The sequence below is a fragment of the uncultured Senegalimassilia sp. genome, from assembly GCF_934636665.1.
Classification (GTDB): domain Bacteria; phylum Actinomycetota; class Coriobacteriia; order Coriobacteriales; family Eggerthellaceae; genus Senegalimassilia.
The window spans coordinates 17,027-35,186 of sequence record NZ_CAKUAT010000017.1; the positions used below are offsets into that span (position 1 = coordinate 17,027).

The 18,160-nt window shown below is 64.6% G+C and carries 13 protein-coding genes; all 13 read left to right on the forward strand.

Annotation, left to right across the window (positions count from 1 at the left end):
* Window positions 1-126: 126 nt before the first annotated feature.
* The gene (locus tag Q0G75_RS07580) at window positions 127-2,592 is read left to right on the forward strand and encodes a BTAD domain-containing putative transcriptional regulator (RefSeq protein ID WP_294416344.1); all 2,466 of its coding nucleotides are present in this window, start codon (window positions 127-129) and stop codon (window positions 2,590-2,592) included.
* A gap of 271 nt (window positions 2,593-2,863) precedes the next feature.
* Complete coding sequence (gene secA, locus Q0G75_RS07585; RefSeq protein ID WP_294416346.1) at window positions 2,864-5,674, forward strand: preprotein translocase subunit SecA; 2,811 nt, start codon at window positions 2,864-2,866, stop codon at window positions 5,672-5,674.
* Window positions 5,675-5,767: 93 nt separating this feature from the next.
* Window positions 5,768-6,868: a peptide chain release factor 2 gene (prfB, locus tag Q0G75_RS07590; protein ID WP_294416348.1), complete on the forward strand. Its 1,101-nt coding sequence runs from the start codon at window positions 5,768-5,770 to the stop codon at window positions 6,866-6,868.
* A 158-nt stretch (window positions 6,869-7,026) separates the two neighbouring features.
* Complete coding sequence (locus tag Q0G75_RS07595) at window positions 7,027-7,854, forward strand: transketolase (protein WP_365910959.1); 828 nt, start codon at window positions 7,027-7,029, stop codon at window positions 7,852-7,854.
* 3 nt (window positions 7,855-7,857) lie between these two features.
* A complete protein-coding gene (locus Q0G75_RS07600; protein ID WP_294380797.1) occupies window positions 7,858-8,823 on the forward strand; it encodes a transketolase C-terminal domain-containing protein in 966 nt (321 codons plus the stop codon).
* A 56-nt stretch (window positions 8,824-8,879) separates the two neighbouring features.
* Window positions 8,880-9,722 (forward strand): cell division ATP-binding protein FtsE, encoded by an 843-nt coding sequence (ftsE, locus tag Q0G75_RS07605; protein ID WP_042433871.1) that lies wholly within the window; start codon window positions 8,880-8,882, stop codon window positions 9,720-9,722.
* Window positions 9,715-10,623 (forward strand): permease-like cell division protein FtsX, encoded by a 909-nt coding sequence (gene ftsX / locus Q0G75_RS07610; protein WP_294416351.1) that lies wholly within the window; start codon window positions 9,715-9,717, stop codon window positions 10,621-10,623. Before ftsE ends, ftsX begins: the two co-directional genes overlap by 8 nt.
* A gap of 16 nt (window positions 10,624-10,639) precedes the next feature.
* Window positions 10,640-11,929, forward strand: a complete 1,290-nt coding sequence (locus Q0G75_RS07615) for a S41 family peptidase (RefSeq protein WP_294416352.1) — start codon at window positions 10,640-10,642, stop codon at window positions 11,927-11,929.
* Window positions 11,930-13,951 carry a ribonuclease R gene (gene rnr / locus Q0G75_RS07620; protein WP_294416354.1) on the forward strand — a complete coding sequence of 674 codons (2,022 nt, stop codon included), beginning with the start codon at window positions 11,930-11,932 and terminating at the stop codon, window positions 13,949-13,951.
* A gap of 220 nt (window positions 13,952-14,171) precedes the next feature.
* Window positions 14,172-15,134 carry a DUF561 domain-containing protein gene (locus Q0G75_RS07625; RefSeq protein WP_294416356.1) on the forward strand — a complete coding sequence of 321 codons (963 nt, stop codon included), beginning with the start codon at window positions 14,172-14,174 and terminating at the stop codon, window positions 15,132-15,134.
* A 9-nt stretch (window positions 15,135-15,143) separates the two neighbouring features.
* Window positions 15,144-16,076: an ACP S-malonyltransferase gene (gene fabD / locus Q0G75_RS07630; protein WP_294416357.1), complete on the forward strand. Its 933-nt coding sequence runs from the start codon at window positions 15,144-15,146 to the stop codon at window positions 16,074-16,076.
* Between the two features lie 3 nt (window positions 16,077-16,079).
* The gene (gene fabG, locus Q0G75_RS07635; RefSeq protein WP_294416359.1) at window positions 16,080-16,844 is read left to right on the forward strand and encodes a 3-oxoacyl-[acyl-carrier-protein] reductase; all 765 of its coding nucleotides are present in this window, start codon (window positions 16,080-16,082) and stop codon (window positions 16,842-16,844) included.
* Entirely contained in the window at window positions 16,841-18,121 is a 1,281-nt protein-coding gene (gene fabF, locus Q0G75_RS07640) for a beta-ketoacyl-ACP synthase II (RefSeq protein WP_294416361.1), read from the forward strand. The genes fabG and fabF overlap by 4 nt, the downstream gene beginning before the upstream one ends.
* The last annotated feature ends 39 nt before the right edge of the window (window positions 18,122-18,160 follow it).

Below are 18,160 nucleotides of genomic sequence, written 5' to 3' on the forward strand. Positions count from 1 at the left end.
TATATTGCGGTATGGTGGCCGTATCACAGGCCAAGCATCCGATCCCGTCAAAAGGGGGTTTGAAGGATGCTGTCCTTTTTAGCTCAATCCGCGTGCCGCGGTAACCGGCCGTCTAGGTTCTCTTCTTTGCGTGCGTATCCGCGCCCGGCGTTGGTGGCCAAGCTGCTGCGCGAGCGCAACGTCGCGCGGTTCATGGTGGCCCCGTCAGGTTTCGGGAAAAGCACCCTAGCTCTTGAATACGCTGAAACGGTGTTCGCGTTCGATCACGTGTTCTGGATTGATTGCGCCAGCCCGTGCTTCTTGCGCGATTTGGATGCGCACAGCATCGTCGATGGGCTCGTCGAAGTCGACGATCAGCCCTTTCTCGCCGTGTTCGAGGATGTCCCGCCGCTTGATTCCCTTCGAGCCGAGTTGTTCGGCGCCGTTCTCGATGATCTGCTCGACAGAGGGTGCGAGGCGCTCATCACCTGCACGCCGGCGGCCGATGTGTTCGGCGACCAGATCGATCGCATGCTCATAGGCGCGGGAGACCTGCTGCTCAACGATGAGGAGGTTGATTTCGCGCGCTTGCCCTCCGACATAGCCGAGACTCCGGCGCACGATGTCGCGCGGTGCCGGCGCGTGGCGGCGCTTGCCTGGGGAGAGTCCGCCTCGCCTGCGTTTTTGGAGCTTGCCGCGTCCGAGGAGCTGCCCGCCGATGTGATGGCTGCCGTGTTCGCCTTGCTGTGCCTGGGGTCGGGAAGCCTCTCCGACGCTCGGCGTATCGTTCGCATCGACGACGAGGTGGCCGAGCTGTTGGAGCGAAGCTACGCCTACGTGGGCGTCGATCGCGTGCGCGGCGCGTTTTGCGCGGCTCCGTTTGGGGTGTCCCAGATCGCTGAGGCGTTCTCGGACAGGCTGGCGAATCTCGGCGCGAGCGCGCATGAGGATGCGGGCGCGTTCGTGTTGCGATTGGCGGAGGCCCTTATGGACGCCGGGCGCTGCGCCCGGGCGTGCGAGGTCATGCGCTGTCTGGCATCCGCTCACGTGCGCTGCACCTGGCTTGCCTCGCAAAGCCGCCGGCTGCGCGATGCGGCGTGTCTTTTGAGCGCGCGCACGTTGTATGCAAGCCTGGATTCCCGCCAGCTCGACGCCGGTCAGCATCTCGAGGAGGCGGTGCGCTGCGCCCTGCTGGGCGAGAACGTGGCGGGCTGCCTTGCGGCGCGTCGCGCTCTTGCCTGCGGCGCCGACCTCGCGCAGCAGGCGGTGGCGCAGCTCGTGCAGCTCTCGGGTTCGGCGGGGGATGCCGCTGCTGCGTGCTCGTCGGCCATACGCGAGATGGGCGATGGGCCGTTCGCCCATCTGAGCGCCATGGCCTGCGTGATCGATCCGGCGTTTGACGAGGATATCCTTCCCGCGCAGGCGTGGCTTCTGGCGTTCGAGGGGGCGGAGCTTGGCGAAGGCGCGCTGTTGTGCGCCGCGAAGCTGCTCGATGACGCAGGCGGCTCCGAGGGGTTGCTGGCGGTTCAGCTGGCCGAGCGCGTGGCCGCTGCGGTCGCTCGCGATGTTTCCCAGGCGTTTGCCGCAACCGGGTCGCTCACGCTTGCCCAGGCCCTTGCAGCTTGCTCGTTTTCGCGCATTCTGGAGCGCGGATACTTGGATATGCCGGGTTTGGATCCTCGCTGCGCAATGGCGGCGAACAGGCTTGAGAGGGCGCTGTCCATGCAGCGCATGGAGTGCGAGCGCGCCCATGCTCGCAAGCTTCGATCCCGTGCGTCGTTCGAGAGCACGCATCCCGATGCGTTTCGCAAGGTGGCGTGGGGGACGGCGATGCCCGCAACGCCGGCGCCGCCGCGTCTTACCGTGAACCTGTTCGGCCGCTTGGAGGTGAAGGTGGGCGATGTCGCGGTTGAATCGGGGCACCTTTCGCGGCAGAAGGTTCGCTCCCTGCTCGCCCTGCTCGTGCTCAACCGCGGGCGCGACGTTTCGCGCGATCGCCTTGCCGCGCAGCTCTGGCCCGAGTCGAGCGCGTCGTGCCGGCGCAAGAACTTTTACGCCACCTGGTCGCAGCTGCGCTCGGCGCTATCCACGCCCGAGGGCGATTGCCCTTACCTTGTCAGGCATCAAAACGGCGTGTGCATCGAGGCTCGGCTGCTGGCAAGCGACGTTCTCGAGCTGGAGGAGGTATGTCGGGCGCTGCTGTTCAACCGTCCGGGGCGTGGCGGATGGGGGCACCTGTTCGCGCGGGTCGAGGATTCGTTCGCCGACGAGCTTCTGCCGGGCGACGATGGTTGCGACGTCATCGACGGGCTTCGCGAGGATTGCAAAAACCGCCTGGTGGATGCCCTGGTGGCAGCATCGGGGAAGCTGCTTGACTCGGGCGATCCCCGGGAGGGCCTGTGGTTCGCCCGTGCGGCGCTTTCCCGCGACGACTCGCGCGAGGATGTGTACGTGGCGCTCATGCGCGCCCAGATCGCCTCGCTGCAGCGTACCGCGGCGCTGCAGACCTACTTCGCTTGCCGACGGTACCTGGCCGATGATCTGGGCATCGACCCCTCGGCCGAGACGATGCGGCTGTACCGCTCCATCATCGAGGCTGAGGAGCGCGTGTAAGGCGAAGGGGCGCCGCGAGGGCGTGCGGGGGGAGTGCGGCCTTGCGGCGCTTGATGCGGGCGGCCTCGTTTCGGGATGCGTTCGCGCGATGTGCGTCGGGCGAAGCGGGGGTCCTACGAGGGCAAACCCCCGCGATTAGCTGCGCGGCGCTGCGAAGAAGCTGTGCATGTCGGCTACTGGAACCTAGCTAAATTGAGGATATGCTACAGTTAACTGATTAAACGAACCCGCGCCGGCATACAGGGCCGGCGCTGAAAGGAATGGCGCTCATATGGCAGGTTTCCTCTCCAAGCTGCTTACGTTCGGCGAAGGCAAGCAGCTGAAGAATTACCAGGCCCTGGCCGACAAGATCGGCGGCCTCGAGCCCGAGATGCAGGCAAAATCCGATGAGCAGCTGCGCGCGTTCACCGACGAGCTGCGCGGCCGCGTGCAGGCTGGCGCTTCCACGGCAGACGTGCTGCCCGAGGCGTTCGCTGCGGTGCGCGAGGCGTCGGTGCGAACGCTGGGCATGCGTCACTTCGACGTCCAGCTCATCGGCGGCATGGCGCTCAACGACGGTCAGATCGCCGAGATGCGCACGGGCGAGGGTAAGACGCTCGTGTCCACGCTTGCCGGCTACCTCAACGCCCTTTGCGGGCAGAACGTGCACATCGTCACCGTCAACGATTACCTGGCTCGCCGCGACAGCCAGTGGATGGGGCAGGTGTACGAGTTCCTGGGCATGAGCGTGGGCCTTATCCAAAACGGCATGCGCCCCGAGGCCAAGAAGCTCGCCTACCAGGCCGATGTCACCTACGGCACCAACTCCGAGTTCGGCTTCGACTACCTGCGCGACAACATGGTCACGCGCGCCGATGCCCGCGTGCAGCGCGGACACCATTTCGCCATCGTCGACGAGGTTGACTCCATCCTCATCGACGAGGCCCGCACGCCGCTGATCATCTCCGGCGCCGGCACGCGCGCCGCCGATACGTACAACAAGTTCGCCTGCGTCATGCCCGCCTTGAAGCTTGACGAGGACTTCGAGATGGACGAGGCGAAGAAGACCATCAACGCCACCGAGTCCGGCCTTACCAAAATCGAGACCATGCTCGGCATCGATGACATCTACGCCGACCCGTCCGGTCAGCTACCCAACCACCTGCAGCAGGCGCTCAAGGCGCAGTTCCTGTTCCATCGCGACGTCGACTACGTGGTCGTTAACGGCGAGGTGAAGATCGTCGACGAGTTCACGGGCCGCATCATGGAAGGCCGCCGCTACTCCGAGGGCCTGCATCAGGCGCTCGAGGCCAAAGAGCATGTGCAGGTGCGCGAGGAGAATCAAACGCTCGCCACCATCACGTTGCAGAACTACTTCCGCCTCTACGATAAGCTCTCGGGCATGACGGGCACGGCCATGACCGAGGACGCCGAGTTCCGTCAGATCTACAAGCTGCCGGTCGTGGCTATCCCGCCGAACAAGCAGGTCAAGCGTATCGACGAGGACGATTTGATCTACCGCACCGTCGATGCGAAGTTCCACGCCGTCGCCGACGATGTGGCCGTTCGTCATCAGGCTGGTCAGCCCTGCCTTATCGGCACGGTGTCCATCGAAAGCTCCGAGAAGCTCTCCCGCCTGCTCGACAAGCGCGGCATCAAGCACGAGACCCTCAACGCGAAAAACCATGAGCGCGAGGCTCACATCATCGCCCAAGCCGGCCGTGTCGGCGCCGTCACCATCGCCACGAACATGGCAGGCCGCGGTACCGACATCCTGCTCGGCGGCAACCCCGACGTGCTCGCCGACGACGTGCTGCTCGAGCGCGGCCTCAACCCCGACCTCGAGCCCGGCATGCAGCCCGCCGATGAAGGCGGCCTGCCGGCGCCTACGGAGGGCCAGCGCAAGGAGGCGCTCGGCATCGCGCGCGCAACGTGCAAAGCGGAGCAGAAGCGCGTCTTGGAGGCCGGCGGCTTGTGCGTCATCGGCACCGAGCGTCACGAAAGCCGACGTATCGACAACCAGCTGCGCGGTCGTGCCGGCCGTCAAGGCGACCCGGGCACCACGCAGTTCTACTTGTCGCTTGAAGACGATCTCATGCGCCTGTTCGGCGGTTCGCGCATGGACAAGATCGGCGCCATGATGGAGAAGACCAACATGCCCGATGACATGCCCATCCAGGCATCCATGGTGTCCAAGGCCATCGAGTCCGCACAGCGCCAGGTTGAAAGCATGCACTTCGCAGCGCGTAAGAACGTTCTGGAATACGACGACGTTATGAACCTGCAGCGCAAGGCCATCTACGAGGAGCGCAACGCCATCCTGGACGGCAAGGACATGGAAGGCCGCATCCCCGAGATCGTGGCCGATGCCGTCGAGGCCGTGGTGGAGGAGAGCTGCCCCGAGAAGCTGCCCAGCGACGATTGGGATTGCAAGGCCGTCGATATGTGGGCGGCGTCTATGACGGGTCTTAACGATTTCCATGTGGCCGAGGTCGATCACGAGGACGACCCTGCGCAGGTGTGCGAGGCGCTTGAGGCGTATCTGGACGGCGTGGTGGCGCAGAAGACCGCCGAGCTTGGCGAGCCGATCATGCGCATGCTGGAATCGCAGGTCATGCTTCGCATCATCGACCGCAGGTGGATGGCGCATCTGCAGGATATGGATTACCTGAAAACCGGTATCGGCCTGCGCGCCTTCGGCCAGCGCGACCCGTTGGTTGAGTACAAGAACGAGGCCTACCGCGCCTTCAGCAACCTGACGCATTCCATGTACGAGGAATATCTGCGTACCTTGCTTCGCCTGCAGGTGGCGGCATCCGCCGCTCCGCAGATGCCCGCCGAGCCCAACCCGCTTGAGGGCCGCGTGAGCTACTCCAATCCCGAACAGGCGCTCGGACAGACGGGCGTGGGCCATGCGGTCGCTCAGCAGCAGGCTGCTCAGCGTGCGCAGCAGGCGGCAGGTTCGGCGCCCAAGCCCGCTCCGGCGAAGCCGCAGACCTACGTAAAGGACAAGGATGACCCGTTCGCCAACGTGGGGCGCAACGACCCTTGCCCGTGTGGGAGCGGCCTGAAGTTCAAGAAATGCCACGGTAAGGATAGATAGCCCGAAACGGCGCCTTCGAAGGCGCGAAGAAACTATGCACTCCAACGCCCCGCACGCAAGCGCGGGGCGTTTTGCTGGTAGTATGGAACAACTATGGCAGATAAAGAACTGAAAGATATCGAGCAGGTCGCCCAGCGCGTCGCCGACGCGCACGGTTTCCTGCACATCGATGACAAAACCGCCCAGCTCACGGCGCTCGATGCGCAGATCGCGCAGGCGGGCTTCTGGGACGATGCGCAGCGCGCGCAAACCGTGTCGAAGCAGGCAAGCTCCCTGCGCGACACCATCGACGCGTACAACGCGGCCGTCTCGTTGCTCGATGACGCCCGCGCCGCGCACGAGCTGGCAGGGGAGGACCCCCTGTTCGCCGAAGAGGTGCAGCAAACCTTGGATGAGCTTGATGGCAAGCTCGACGCCCTTGAGGTGGAAAGCTGGTTCTCCGGGCGTTTCGACGACGGCGACTGCATCCTCACCGTCAGCCCCGGTCAAGGTGGCTTGGAAGCCCAGGACTGGACCGAGATGCTGTACAACATGTACAGCCGCTATGCGGATTCTAAGGGCTGGAAGGTCAAGGTCCTCGACCTGGTCCCCGGCGCGGAGGCCGTCGGCCTGAACAAGGCCACCCTGCAGATCGAGGGTCGTTTGGCCTATGGCATGCTGCGCAGCGAGAACGGCGTGCACCGCCTGGTGCGTATCAGCCCTACCGACGTCAAGCAGCGTCGCCACACCACCTTCGCCGCCGTCGAGGTGCTCCCCGTGCTCCCCGACGATATCGAGGTCAACCTCGATATGAACGACGTGCGCGTGGACGTGTACCGCTCCAGCGGACCGGGCGGCCAGTGCGTCAACACCACCGACTCGGCCGTGCGCTTGACCCACATGCCTACGGGCATCGTCGTCACGTGCCAAAACGAGAAGTCGCAGCTGCAGAACAAGGATGCCGCCATCCGCGTGCTGAAATCCAAGCTCTACGAGATCGAGCAGCAGAAACGCCGCGATCAGATCGACGAGCTGCGAGGCGAGCGCATGGAGAACAGCTTCGGCAGCCAGATCCGCAACTACGTGTTGTTCCCGTATCAGCTGGTCAAGGACGTGCGCAGCGGCGTGGAAACGGGCAACGTGGACGCGGTGCTCGACGGCGACATCGACCAGTTCGTGGTGGGCTACCATAAGTGGCGCGTGTCGCAGGAGTAGCCTTCAAGGTGCTCGCAGGCGCATGAAGCGGCTTCGAGCGCCGTTCTCTTGCCGGCGCAGCGGCGCGGGCGGGGGAGCCATGGTATAGCGATAGCGGGATGCGGGCAACCGCGTTCCCTGTTGATAGTGAAAGCGTCAAAACGACGAAAGGACAAGCAATGACCGAGCTTGAGCAGCGGGCATGCGATATGCGCATCGACATCGTGCGCATGATCGCCGAGGCGGGAAGCGGACATCCCGGCGGCTCGCTTTCGTGCACCGACATCCTCACCGCGCTGTATTTCGGCGGCGTGATGGATCATGATCCGGAGCAGCCGAAATGGGAGGACCGCGACCGGTTCATCCTGGCGAAGGGCCATGCGGCGCCTGCGCTGTACGCGGCGCTCGCGCACGCCGGCTACTTCCCGCGCGAGGAGCTCAAGACGCTGCGCAAGCTGGGCACGCGCCTGCAGGGCCATCCCGACTGCAACCTGTGCCCGGGCGTCGAGGTTTCCACCGGCTCTCTCGGCCAGGGCCTGTCCATCGCCGCCGGCATGGCCGCCGGCCTGAAACTGGCGGGCAAGCCCCAGCGCGTGTTCTGCCTGCTCGGCGACGGCGAGTGCGAGGAGGGCCAGGTCTGGGAGGCCGCCATGTGGGCCGCCCATGAGAACCTGGACAACCTCGTGGCCATCGTCGACCGCAACCATCTGCAGATCGATGGCGACACCGCCGACGTGTGCGACCCCGGCGACATGTGCGCCAAGTTCTCCGCGTTCGGCTGGGAGGCCAGCCAGGTGGACGGCCACGACATCGACGCGCTCGTCGAGGCCCTGAACGCCGCTAAGCGCGCCGTCGACGGCCGCCCGCACGTTCTGGTGGCCAACACCATCAAGGGCCGCGGCGTGTCGTTCATGGAAAACCAGGCAGGCTGGCACGGCAAGGCGCCCAACGCCGAGCAGACCGAGCAGGCGGTTGCCGAGCTCGAGGCCGCACGTAAGGAGGCATAAGCGATGGTTACGCTTGCAAATGCAGAACAGTCCCAGGTCAAGCGCGCCACGCGCGCGGCATACGGTGCTACGCTGGCAGAGCTTGCCGGCGAAGGCGTGCCCGTCGTCGCCGTCGACGCCGACCTGACCGGCTCCACCACCACGGCCAAGTTCGCGAAGGCCGGCTACGCCGACCGTCTGTTCAACTGCGGCATCGCCGAGCAGAACATGATCGATGTGGCAGCGGGCCTTGCAACCACCGGCAACATCGCGTTCACCGGCAGCTTCGCCGTGTTCGGTACCGGTCGCGCCTACGATCAGATCCGCAACACCGTGTGCTATTCCGACCTGAACGTCAAGATCGCTCCCACGCACGCAGGCGTGTCCGTGGGTCCTGACGGCGGCAGCCACCAGATGCTCGAGGATATCTCGCTTATGGCAGGCCTTCCGCACATGCGCGTGCTCGTGCCGGCGGACTACGCCGCTGCTTGCGCTGCCATCCGCCTGGCCGCTGAAACTCCGGGCCCGGTGTATGTGCGCATGGGCCGCGCCAGCGTGCCGGCCGTGTACGCCGACGGCGTCGAGCTTGAGCTCGGTCGCGCCTACACGCTGCGCGAGGGCTCCGATGTCACCATCGTTGCCTGCGGCGTAGAGGTGGAGCAGGCCCTGGCCGCCGCCGACGAGCTTGCCGCCGAAGGCGTGTCCGCCGAGGTCATCGACGCATTCTCCATCAAGCCCCTCGACCGTGCCACCATCGTTGCCTCCGCTCGCAAGACCGGTCGCGTGGTCGTCGCCGAGGAGCACAGCATCCACGGCGGTCTGGGCACGGCCGTGTCGCGCGCGCTTGCTGAGGAGTGCCCGGTCCCCATGCGCTTCGTGGGCATGGACGACCGTTTCGGCAAATCCGGCGAGTTCGAGGAGCTTATGGCGTACTTCGGCCTGGACTCCAAGGCGATTGTCAAAGCTGTGAAAAGCCTCACGCTCAAGTAGGGCATCTGATAGAATCGTCTTCGTCTCAGTACATCACTACATGAATGGAGCAAACTGTGACGAACGATATGAGCCATGCGGCTCCCGTGCGCCCGCAAAGGCGTGCAGGCGCCCATGCTGCGCCGCCGCGACAGGTGACATCGCAGCTGTCCGCGTCGCTTCCGACGCTTGAGATTGAAGATACCCCGCAGCAGTCGGGTACGCCCGTCATCACGTTCGACCATGTGACCAAGGTGTACCCGGCTCAGCCTAACAAACCGGCCCTCAACGACGTCTCCTTGCAGATCTTCGCCGGCGAGTTCGTGTTCCTGGTCGGTCATTCCGGTTCCGGCAAAACCACCTTCATCCGCATGCTCATCCGCGAGGTAAAGCCCACGCAGGGCCATATCTACATCGCCGATGAGGATCTTGCGAACATGCGCAACTGGCGCGTGCCGTACCTGCGCCGCAACATCGGCTGCGTGTTCCAGGACTTCAAGCTGCTTCCGAACAAAACGGTGTTCGAGAACGTGGCGTTCGCGCTCGAGGTAATCGGCAAGTCCCGTCACGTCATCAAAACGCAGGTCCCAGAGGTTCTGCGCCTGGTCGGCCTGCAGGACAAGCTCAACAAGCGTCCCGATCAGCTTTCCGGCGGCGAGCAGCAGCGCGTGTCCATCGCGCGCGCCATCGTGAACCGTCCTCCCATCCTCATCTGCGACGAGCCCACGGGCAACCTTGACCCGCAAACCTCGCGCGGCATCATGGACCTGCTCGAGCGAATCAACCGCACCGGCACCACGGTGGTCGTGGCAACCCATGACCGCGAGATGGTGGACAACATGCGTCGCCGCGTTATCGCGCTCGACCGCGGCAACCTGACGCGCGACCAAGATCGAGGGGTGTACGGTTTCGATGTCTAGTTTCTTCTATTTCCTCAAAGAGTCGCTTACCGGCTTCACGCGCAATCTTTCCACTGCGCTCGGTTCCATCGTCACCATCTTCTTGTCGTTGCTCATCATCGGCATCTTCTTGGTGGGCGGTTCGGTGGTCAACAACGTGGTGAAGTCCGTGGAGCAGGAAGTCAACATCACGGTGTGGATCTCCGATAGCGCTTCCAGCTCTGACGTGCAGTCGCTGCAATCCGAGATTAAATCCATGTCGTCGGTCGCCAACGTCAGCTACACCGATAAGGAGCAGGCGCTTGAGAACTTCAAGGCGTCCTCCAGCTCCGATATCGCCGAGTCGCTCGACGGGCAGAACCCGCTGCCGGCTTCCATCGACGTCGAGCTGTCCGACCCGAAGATGGTCGAGGACGTCGCCTCCCAGATCGAGGCGAACAAGACGTTCCAGAAGATCTGCGACAACCCCTCCGACCCCTCCGATTCGCTGCGTTACGGCGAGAAGACGGTCGATCGCCTGTTCCAGCTGACCAGCTATGTGCGCGTCATCGGCGTGGCGCTCGTGGGCCTGCTCATCTTCATCGCGCTGGTGTTCATCAACAACACCATCCGCTTGGCCATTTTGGCTCGCCGCAAGGAGATCGCCATCATGCGCCTGGTGGGCGCCTCCAACGGGTTCATCCGAGGGCCTTTCCTCATGGAGGGTGCGCTGCACGCCATCGTCGGCGCCGCGCTTGCCATCGGCACTCTCGAGGTCCTGCGCAACGTGGCCATGCCTAAGCTGCAGGAAGCGCTCACGTGGCTGCCCATCGACCTTTCCGCCGGCACGTTCGCGATGTTCTATGTGATGCTTGCGGTGTTCGGTCTGGTCATCGGCCTGATCGGCTCGGCATTCGCCATGCGTCGTTATCTGAAGGTGTAGCGCTTGAGGAGCATGCATGCCAAGGCATACCGATAAACTGGCCAACATGGCGGCGTCCGCGCGCAAGGCGCGGGCCCGCAACATAAAGCTCGCGAAGCTGTTTAGCTTGATCATCGTCGTAGCCGCCGCATTTGTCGGCGGCTTCGCCGTTCGCGGAGACGTGGAGTTGCTCGATGCGCTGGGCCTTACGCAGCTCACGGGCACTCAGGATGCGAAGGCGAAGGCCGCGCAAACGCAGCAAACCTACAATTCGCTTTCTGCTCGCGTGGGCGAGGTGGAGACCATCGTGAACAAGGACAGCCTTGATTCCTATGATCTTGACACCGCTACCACCAAGATGCTCGATGCGTTCGCCGTGTCCACGCAGGACCCGTATCTGCGCTATTACGACGCAAGCCGCTTCGCCGCTTCATCGTCTACCTCTGACGCTTCCGACAACGGCGGCGGCGTCGGCGTGCTGTTCAGCGAATACAATGGAAGCGCTTACGCGGTCGACGTGTTTGAGGGATCGCCGGCGCAGATGGCCGACGTGCAAACCAATGACGTGGTGGTTTCCATCGATGGCGACCGCAGCCATGCTTGGACCGCTTCGGAGGTCACCCAGGCGATCAAGCGCGACCAGGGCTCGCAGGTGGTCATCACCTGGCGGCGCGGCTCCTCGCTTGACGACACCAAAGGCACCGAGTTCACCACTACGCTCACCGTCACGGACCAAACGGTCAAAAACGTCGCCACCGAGCTCACGAACAACGTTGGCTATATCCAGCTGAAGCAGATCACGCAGAATTCCGCACAGCTCGTGCGGCAAGCCATCGTCGATCTGGATGCAAGGGGGGCGCAGTCCTATGTTCTTGACCTGCGCGACAACCCTGGCGGATACCTCACGCAAGCCGTGGATATCTCCAGCTACTTCATCAAAAGCGGCACCATCGTGCGCATCACCACGAAGAGCTCGGATGAGACCACGAAAAACGCTACAGGCGACGTGCTTACTGACAAGCCTCTGGTAGTGCTCGTCAACGGCAACACCTCGTCTTCGGCCGAGGTCATCGCCGCGTCGTTGAAGGATAACGAACGAGCCACCATCGTGGGCACCACTACGCTGGGCAAGGGCTCGGTGCAGGTTACCCATGAGCTCACGTTCGGTGGCGCGCTGCGCTATACGGCCGCGTACTACAAAAGCCCCCTCGATCATGACATCGATGGGCTGGGCATCAACCCCGACATCTCCATCGGCCGCTCCGACGATGACGACAATCAGAAGTCGTTGGCCATGGAGACCGCGCAATCCATGGTGCGTGAGTAGATGGGTCGCACGCGCAAGCACACGCGTCGCCGCCCGCGCCCCAATCCTCACGGCGTTTTAGTGGTCCATGCGGGGTCGTTCGGCTTCGTGCGGACGGCGGAAGGGGAATACTTCATCCCGGAATCGAAGATGGCCGGCGCTTTCGACGGCGACTTGGTGGAAGTAGCGCCGCTTCCCGCGCGAGGCGCGTCTGGCGGCGCGCACGTCGACCGGCCGGCGGCGCGCGTGCTGCGCGTTATCGACCGAGCGCATGACACCGTGGTGGGGCGCTATGAGGTTGCCGAGCCTTTCGGCGTGGTGGTGCCCGAGGACCATAACATCCCCTATGACATTTTCACCATGCGCGCCGATTCGCCGGATATCCCCGATGGGGCGCTTGTGCGCGTTCGCATGACGGCGTACCCGTCTCGGCATGAGGCCGCGTGCGGCGTTATCGAAGAAGTGCTCGGCATGGCCGACGAGGCAACCGTCTCCGTTGAATCCATCATCGCTCGCGCCAAGCTTGAAACCGTGTTCTCGGAAGGCGCCTTGGCGCAGGCCGATGCGGCGGTTCTCGACGAAGTGGGCGCTCTTGCCGCGGGGTACCGCGATATCCGCGATCGCATGGTGTTCACCATCGACCCGGCAGATGCCCGGGATTTCGACGATGCGCTTTCCCTGGAGCCCGCGGAGGACTTCCGCAAGCACGGCGCCGCGTGGCGCTTGGGCATCCATATCGCCGACGTGTCGCATTATGTGGAGTGGAACAGCTCGCTCGACCTTGATGCTCGGCGCCGCGCAACCAGCGTTTACCTGGTCGATCGCGTCATCCCCATGCTGCCCGAGCAGCTTTCCAACGGCTTGTGCTCGCTCAATCCCGGCGAGACCCGCAGGTGCATGACGTGTGACGTATACCTTGACGAGGACTGGAGGCCCGTCGGCTACGACCTGTACCCGGCGCTCATGCGCTCATGCGCTCGTCTGACGTACAACCAGGTTCTCGATGCGCTGCAGGGCGCGCCGCTCGGCGCTTCCGGCACGCTCGACGGCCTGAAAGGCTGCGCGGTAGGTCAGGATATCGACGAAGCCATCATGCAGCGCGTGAGGAGCCTGAGCGGTTTCGCCCAGGCGCGCATCGCGTACCGGCAAGCTGCCGGCGGCCTTGACTTCGAGTTCCCCGAGGCCCGCGTGATCCTCGACGCGTCGGGCAAGCCCTGCGGGGTGGACCTGCGCGTGAAGAACCAGGCCACCAGCCTGGTCGAGGAGGCCATGATCTTGGCCAACGAGGTGGTGGCGGCGCATCTGCACGAGCGCGATTTCCCCGCCTTGTACCGCGTGCACGAGAAGCCTTCGCCGGACAGCCTTGCGGCGTTGCTTCCCGTGCTCTCGGAGTTCAGCTGGTTCGGTCGCATCAGCCCCGAGCGTTTCGTGGCCGGCGATGTGCACGCCGTGCAGCAGGTGCTTTCGGAAAGCCAGGGGCGCCTTGAGGCCGACCTTGTGCAGGCGCTCGTGCTGCGCGCTATGAAGCGCGCGTGCTACAAGCCTGAATGCGAAGGGCATTACGGCTTGGCAAGTTCGGCGTATGCGCATTTCACCAGCCCTATTCGCCGTTACCCTGACCTTGTGGTGCATCGCATGCTGCGCGCGCAGCTGACGCGCCGTCCGCAGCGTTTCGAGCAGGAGGTCGCGGCGCTGCCTTGGATCGCGGAGCATTCCTCGGATATGGAGCGCGTTGCCGAGAAGGCGGCCCGCAAGTCGCAGGAGCTCAAGCTTGCCGAGTACATGTCCCGCTTCATCGGGCAGGTCTTCACGGCGGTGGTGTCGGGGGTTGCTGCGTACGGCATGTACGTGAAGCTCGACAACACCGCGGAAGGGCTGGTGGCGGCCAGGCATTTAGGCGGCGAATATTTCGCCCTCGATGCAGCGGGTTGCATGCTGGTCGGTCAGGACAGCGGACGCGTGTTCCGGTTGGGCCAGCGTGTGGATGTGGTCCTTGAGGCTGCGGACGCCCGGGCGGGCCGTCTTGATTTCCGCCTTGCATGAACAAGTTCAAGTCACGGGTCGAAATGCTGCGCAAGTGAAATAAGATGATTGCAAAGTCCCACGTCACAGGCGTGGGACTTTGTTTTCCCGACCGAAGAAAACGTGAACGAGATTCCGTTTGCCTTGAAAACCCTACCGTTTGCACTACCATTTTCGGGTACGCGGTTCCCGCCTTATCAGGCGTGTTCGAAGTAATATTTCGTGAATAGGATCTATGTATATGAATACCCGTATCACCGAGCTTTTGGGCATTGAAGCGCCCATCATCCAGGGCGCCATGGCGCGCATCGCCGATGCCAGCTTAGCCGGCGCCGTCAGCGCCGCCGGCGGCCTTGGCATCATCGCCTGCGGAGGCGCCCCGCTTGAATGGGTGGAACAGCAGGTGGCGGCTGCTCGCAAGATCACCGGCAACCCCATCGGCGCCAACGTCATGCTCATGGACCCGAATGCCGCCGAGCTTGCCCGGCTGCTCGTCGATCTGAAGATCGACGTGATCACCACCGGCGCCGGCAGCCCCGCCAACTATATGGAGATGTGGAAAGAGGCCGGCATCAAGGTCATCCCCGTCGTCGCCACCACCGCGCTCGCCAAGCGCATGGAGCGCCTGGGCGCCGACGCCGTCGTGGCCGAGGGCACCGAAAGCGGCGGGCACGTGGGCGAGCTTACCACCATGGCCCTGGTCCCTGCGGTGTGCGACACCGTTTCCATCCCCGTCATCGCGGCCGGCGGCATCGCCGATGGGCGCGGTGTGGCGGCCGCGTTCGCGCTGGGCGCCGAGGGCGTGCAGATGGGGACGCGCTTCCTCACCGTTGAGGAGTGCACCGTTTCCGATGCGTACAAAGAGCGCGTTTTGGCCGCTAAGGACTCGGACACCATCGTCACGGGACGCGGCAGCGGCCATCCCGTCCGTTGCCTGAAGAACAAGTTCTCTCGCAACGTCCGCAAGCTGGAGGCCGACCTGACCAAGAACGGCGACGAGCTCGAGGCCATGTATGTGGGCAGTCTGCGTCGTGCCGTGGAGGGCGATGTGGACAACGGCTCCATGATGGCCGGCCAGGTTGCCGCGCTTGTGCATGAGCGCAAGACCGCGCAGGAGGTCATCGATGAGCTGATGGCGCAGGCGCAGGCCGTCGGCGCGCGCAACCTCCAGCAGGCCGCCGACGCCAACGCGGCGCGCGGGTAGGGGGTCGGTATGAACCCGGTATTCATGTTCTCGGGCCAAGGCGCCCAAAAGCCCGGCATGGGCGAGAGCCTGTTCGGCATTCCCGAGGTCAAGGCGGTGCTCGATTGCGCTTCCGACGTGCTCGGCTACGACGTAGCCGACCTTATGACCAGCGCTCCTGTCGAAAAGCTCAACGACACGCGGTATGCGCAGCCGGCCACCTGCGCGCTGTCCGTGGGCATCGCCTCTGCCCTGCAGGCGCGCGGTGTGCAGCCGCAGGCCGTGCTCGGATTCTCGTTGGGGCAGGTCAGCGCCCTGGCGGTTTCGGGCATGCTCACCTATGAGGAAACGTTCTCTTTCGTTGCCGAGCGCGCTCGCCTTATGGCGCAGGCCGCTGCCGAGCGTCCGGGCGTGATGAGCGCGCTGCTCAAAGCCGACGGCGAATCGGTCGCTCAGCTGTGCGAAGAGTGCGCGCAGGGCCAGGTGCTCGTGCCCGCGAACTTCAATTGCCCGGGCCAGATCGTCATATCGGGAGAACTGGCCGCCGTCGAGCGCGCCGAAGCCGCCTGGGAGGCGGCAGGCAAGCGGTGTGCCCGCCTGGCCACCTCCGGTGCGTTCCATAGCCCGCTTATGCAGTCGGCCGCCGATGAGTTTGACGCGTATCTGGCGAAGGTGGATTTCAAGCAGCCTTCCGTCCCGCTGATCTGCAACACCGATGCGCAGCCGCTTTCCGCCGAGGCGGCGCGACGCCATCTGGTCGATCATCTGACCCATCCGGTGCGCTTCGAGCAAAGCGTGCAAGCCCTGGCCGATCAGGGCGCCTCCGTGTTCGCCGAAGTCGGCTTCGGCGGGGTGCTGTCGAACCTGGTCAAACGCATCGACCGCAAGGCGGCGCGCCCCTGCATCCAGGATGCGGCGTCCTTCGATGCCTTCGTTTCCGAATACGCCGAGGATAAGGAATAGCACATGAGCGAATCTCAAGATACCACCCGCCGCGCGGCCCTTGTCACCGGCAGCTCGCGCGGTATCGGCCTTGCGGTCGCCGAGCAGCTGGCGGCTGCCGGCTTCAACGTGGCGCTGAACTGTTCGAGCGAGGCGGGCCTTCCCGCGCTGCGCGAGCAGGCTAGCCGCATCGCCGGCGAACATGGCGTGCAGGTAGAGGCCATCGCGGCAAGCGTGGCCGATGAAGCCCAGGCGAACGCGCTGGTCGAGCAGGCGCACGAGGCCTTCGGCCGCTTGGATGCCGTGGTCAACAACGCCGGTATCACCCGCGACGGGCTTATGGTGCGCATGAAAGACGACGACTTCGACCGCGTCATCGATGTGAACCTGAAGGGCACCTTCCATATCTGCCGCGCCGCCGGCAAGATCATGATGAAGCAGCGCTACGGGCGCATCGTGAACATGTCATCCATCTCCGGCGTCGGCGGCAACGCCGGCCAGGCGAACTACGCGGCATCGAAGGCGGGCGTCATCGGGCTGACGAAGACCATCGCCCGCGAGCTTGCAGCCCGCGGCGTCACGGCCAACGCCGTCGCCCCCGGCTTCATCTCCACCGACATGACCGACGCCCTGTCCGAAAAGCAGCGCGAGGCCATCGGCGAGCAGATCCCCATGAAGCGCTTCGGCACGGTGGACGACGTCGCCCATCTGGTGGGCTTTTTGGCAAGCGAGGAATCCGGCTACATTACCGGGCAGGTCATCTGCATCGATGGAGGTTTGGCACTATGAGTCAGGTAATCGATACGTCCGCAACGCGCCGTCCCGACGGCACCCACCGCGTGGTCATCACCGGTATGGGCGCGGTCACGCCCGCCGGCGTCGGCGTGGACGCGCTGTGGGATGCGGTGATGGGCAAGCGTTGCTGCATCGGCGCCATTTCGCACTTCGATCATGAAGCGTTCGATGTGCACGTGGCGGGCGAGGTGCGTGACTTCGACCCGACCGAGTATGGGCTGTCCAAGAAGGAGGCGCGCCGCTTCGAGCGCTTCGTCCAGTACGCCATTGTGGCCGCCGACGAGGCCATGGCCCAGTCCGGCATCGATATGGAGCAGGAGGACCCCACGCGCGCGGCCGTCATCTTCGGCGCGGGCATCGGCGGCATCGACGAACTGGAAAACGGCTTCTACACGCTGCACGATAAGGGTCCCAAGCGCGTGAGCCCGCTGTTCGTGCCCACCATGATCGGCAACATCGCGGCAGGTCACCTGGCCATCCGCTACGGCATGCGCGGCGAGTGCATCGACGTGACCACCGCTTGCGCCACCGGTGCGCACAACATCGGCGCCGCTGTGCGCTCCATCCGCCACGGGTACGCCGATATGGCGCTTGCGGGCGGCTCGGAGGAGTCGGTCAACCCCATCTGCATCGCCGGTTTCGCCAACCTGGGCGCCCTTGCCAAGGTCGACGATCCCGCCCAGGCCTCGCTGCCCTTCGATGAGCGTCGCTGCGGTTTCGTGGCGGGCGAAGGCGCCGGCGCCGTGGTGCTCGAATCCCTCGAGCACGCCCTGGCGCGCGGTGCGAAGCCCTTGGCCGAGATCACGGGCTTCGGCTCCACGGGCGATGCTTACCACATGACCGCCCCCGAGCCTTCGGGCGAGGGCATCCAGCGCGCCATGCTCCAGGCGCTGTCCGAAGGCGGCTTCACGCCCGCGGACCTTGGCCACGTCAACGCCCACGGCACGGCCACTCCGGCCAACGATTCCACCGAGTCGCATGCGCTGCTTGCTCTGTGCGGCGAAGAGGGGGGTCGTAAGGTGCCGGTGGTGTCCGTGAAGGGGACGACGGGCCATACGCTCGGCGCTGCCGGCGCGGTCGAGGCCATCGTCACGGCGCTTTCCGTCGCCAACGAATGCGTGCCGCCCACCACGGGCTTCGCGCAGCCCGATCCCGACTGCCCCGTCAACGTGCTCACCGAGGCGAAGACGGGCTATCCGCAGAAGGTGGCGCTGTCGAACTCGCTGGGCTTCGGCGGTCACAACGCCGTGCTCGCCATCTCGCCTTTCTAAGACGCAGCGTCGCATCCCCTCCCATTCAGCGGGCGCAGC

Coding starts and splice junctions, on each gene's coding strand:
- prfB (WP_294416348.1), top strand. CDS start 5,768: ATGGCAGATAAAGAACTGAAAGATATCGAGCAGGTCGCCCAGCGCGTC.
- rnr (WP_294416354.1), top strand. CDS start 11,930: ATGGGTCGCACGCGCAAGCACACGCGTCGCCGCCCGCGCCCCAATCCT.
- fabD (WP_294416357.1), top strand. CDS start 15,144: ATGAACCCGGTATTCATGTTCTCGGGCCAAGGCGCCCAAAAGCCCGGC.
- fabF (WP_294416361.1), top strand. CDS start 16,841: ATGAGTCAGGTAATCGATACGTCCGCAACGCGCCGTCCCGACGGCACC.
- ftsX (WP_294416351.1), top strand. CDS start 9,715: ATGTCTAGTTTCTTCTATTTCCTCAAAGAGTCGCTTACCGGCTTCACG.
- Q0G75_RS07615 (WP_294416352.1), top strand. CDS start 10,640: ATGCCAAGGCATACCGATAAACTGGCCAACATGGCGGCGTCCGCGCGC.
- Q0G75_RS07625 (WP_294416356.1), top strand. CDS start 14,172: ATGAATACCCGTATCACCGAGCTTTTGGGCATTGAAGCGCCCATCATC.
- Q0G75_RS07595 (WP_365910959.1), top strand. CDS start 7,027: ATGACCGAGCTTGAGCAGCGGGCATGCGATATGCGCATCGACATCGTG.
- Q0G75_RS07600 (WP_294380797.1), top strand. CDS start 7,858: ATGGTTACGCTTGCAAATGCAGAACAGTCCCAGGTCAAGCGCGCCACG.
- secA (WP_294416346.1), top strand. CDS start 2,864: ATGGCAGGTTTCCTCTCCAAGCTGCTTACGTTCGGCGAAGGCAAGCAG.
- fabG (WP_294416359.1), top strand. CDS start 16,080: ATGAGCGAATCTCAAGATACCACCCGCCGCGCGGCCCTTGTCACCGGC.